Source organism: Pseudomonas sp. MWU12-2319, assembly GCF_023242525.1.
Classification (GTDB): Bacteria; Pseudomonadota; Gammaproteobacteria; order Pseudomonadales; family Pseudomonadaceae; genus Aquipseudomonas; species Aquipseudomonas gingeri_D.
Genome location: NZ_JALJES010000046.1, coordinates 1 through 2,607, shown reverse-complemented (window position 1 = coordinate 2,607; position 2,607 = coordinate 1). Strand labels below are relative to the sequence as shown.

General features: G+C 59.0%; 1 protein-coding gene and 1 pseudogene. Both read right to left on the bottom strand.

Going from position 1 to position 2,607, the window contains the following annotated elements; all coding sequences use genetic code 11:
• Nucleotides 1–344, bottom strand: a pseudogene (locus tag M5C01_RS32645) (hypothetical protein); the annotation flags it as partial.
• 73 nt (nt 345–417) lie between these two features.
• A complete protein-coding gene (locus M5C01_RS32640; RefSeq protein ID WP_152737203.1) occupies nt 418–2,277 on the bottom strand; it encodes a hypothetical protein in 1,860 nt (619 codons plus the stop codon).
• Between the last annotated feature and the right edge of the window lie 330 nt (nt 2,278–2,607).

Below are 2,607 nucleotides of genomic sequence, written 5' to 3'. Positions count from 1 at the left end.
GGAGTTTGACCCGGGATGGTCACCCGGTAGAACACCGGGTCGGCATCGCCTCTGACGATAAAACCCTTGCTGATTGTAAAGAACAGTTGCTCGTTGGCATTGCCGTCGATCACGTCCGTCCAGACCGGGGCTTGTTCATTACCCCAGTAGAAGCCGATCGCGTCACCGTTCTCCATGGGCTCCCAAGGGTCGACGATGCATTTCAAACCACCTTCGACCAATGCGGCGCCGATACCGCCCTGGTAGTCTTCGAAGGGCGGGGCCATATTGGGGATGATCGGCGCGTAAAGGTCCCGCAATGGATTGCCATTGCCTGGCCTGGTAGAGGGGGATGGCTTTTTCATGAAAGCATTCCTGCGTAGCATGTTTCGCCGAAGAGGCGGCGAGACCTACAGCCCTGATGTCATTCGTAGTCGTTCAGGCAAGGGTGAGTTTGCCAATCAACAACTCCAGCAACTCGGAGTAACTGTACTGCCCGGTGGCTTTGCGCTTGAGCGTGTAGCGAATCTTGACGATGCGGTTGATATTGGCGTCGACCAGTTGCCGTTTGATCCTGAACTCCACCGGCTGGCCGGCGCTCGGGACGGTGATCGGCACCCAATCGCTGGCCGTGCCGTCGACGGGATTGCCGATCCAGTAGTACCTCAGCACATCCCCCGCGGCCGTGCCCGGATAGTCCACGTACAAGGTCACCGCACCGGTGACCGCCTCATAATCCAGCACATCGTCCGGCGCTTCGATAACCCTGGGTTTCGGCAAGTCGGCCTGTATCGCCCGCACCTTGACCGCCAGGTGGTCGGACTCCTTCACGCCGTACAGCATCACATCGTCCCGGGAAACCCGGTAGAACAGATCGAGACTGCCGTTGTTCAACGCCGTGATGTGTTCAGCCGAGACCGGCATATCGATAACCGTCCCGACTTCATCCCGCGTCACCGGATGTACGTCTTCATAGGGGTAAGGGTTGTTGTTGGCGTCGATGCCCAGCCAGACCATATCGATCCAGTCGCCATAGTCCATCCCCGGGTATGCCGGAATCTGCACGATGGCCCAGGGCTGGTCGGGTTCCAGGGTATCGCCAATCAACTCCTTGATCGTTGGCGCGGGCAGCAGGATCGGGTCGCCCGCTACGGTGGCAAAGGCATGTTTGGACGACTGGGGCAGGTCACCGTTGATCTTCTCCAGCTTGTACCAGCCATCGCCGGAGCCCCCGGCGATGGCGCGGATCTCGGCATTGGGAATCTTGAACTCGACAATCCCCGGTACGCTGCTGATCACCTTGCTCTGACTATTGATCAGCGGGCTACCAATGGAAGGCGTGCCGGTCCAGGTCAGGGTCAGGGTGTCATTCAAGGCAAAAACAGGCCTTGAAACGAAGACATAGAGGGTCACATCCTCTTTGCCCAGCAGTTCCAGGTCGATCACGCCATTGTCAGCGTCCTGGATGATCGGCGGATCCAGAAACGAGGCGCCGGCCTCGACCACGACCGTGGTTTTTTTAGAGTAGCGACTGGAGAAATTCCAGACTTCGTCGAACACTTCGTAGTGCACCAGCAAGTCATTGCTGTCACCCGCGGCGAGGATGGTGTCCTGCTCGATCCGCAAGGTAACGGGCGCGGTGCCGAGGGCTTCGTCCTCGGTGATTTGTCGACGGACAAAGACACTGCCCCACTTCAGTTGGATCGTGTCACGGGCGCTCCGATTCGGATAATGCTCGATCACCAGCGGCACGCCCCTGGCGGCCCAGTCGGCATCGACGGTGCCCAGATCCGGCGGTAAGCCGGGTTTTTGCAGCCCCGAGTGGCCATCGGGGTCGCTCGGATTCCGGTCGGGCCCGCCCGGCCGGTCGATCTTGACCCTTATGCTCAACCCGATTGATTTCTCGGGGGTCGTCGAGTCGACCCGGGTCAATTCATAGAACAGCTCGCCCCATTCGGGAATGATCGGATCGGTCGACACAAAGAGGTTCACGCGCTTATTGATATTCCCCAGTTGAACCGTGGCATTCCCGATCGCGGTGGTGTCCCAATACACTTCGAGCTTGTCGCCTTCCTTCATGTCATCGTCGGGATCGCCGGGAGTGCCGTAGGGATCGATCACACACAGCAGGCCCAGGGGGTTTTCATCCTTGTCCAGCATCCTCTGATTGACCCCACCGTCATGCCCTACGACCGGATCGACCATGCCCGACAAAAACAGCGGAAGCAACGTCAGGGGGCGGTTCTCAAGATCGAGTGGCGGGAACAGCAAGCGGCTGAAAGCGTTCAAAGCGTTCATGGTTGTATCCTTGCCAGGCTGGCAGCTGGACTGAGGGCGGAGGCCTCGCATGCGCGCTTCGAATCGACGACTTGACCTGAAGGTGGCGAGCACCAGGGCTTGGGCTGATGGGGGTTATTTGATCCCTTGGACCTGGTCTTGGCTACTGTCAGAAATGACAGGTCAACGGGCTGGACAGGCGCCATTGGTCGGATAACCTGCCCGACCTGTCATTTCTGACAGTAGCCAGCCTCCCGTTTGCGGCGCCCAATAAACTCCACCGTCAACCTTGACTGGAGTTACGCCATGACCCGCTCAGCCGGTACTCTAGCGCTCGCCGAAATCACGATT

What these genes read in the sequence shown, in the direction of transcription:
- M5C01_RS32640 (WP_152737203.1), bottom strand. Translation starts at nt 2,277, where the DNA reads ATGAACGCTTTGAACGCTTTCAGCCGCTTGCTGTTCCCGCCACTCGAT.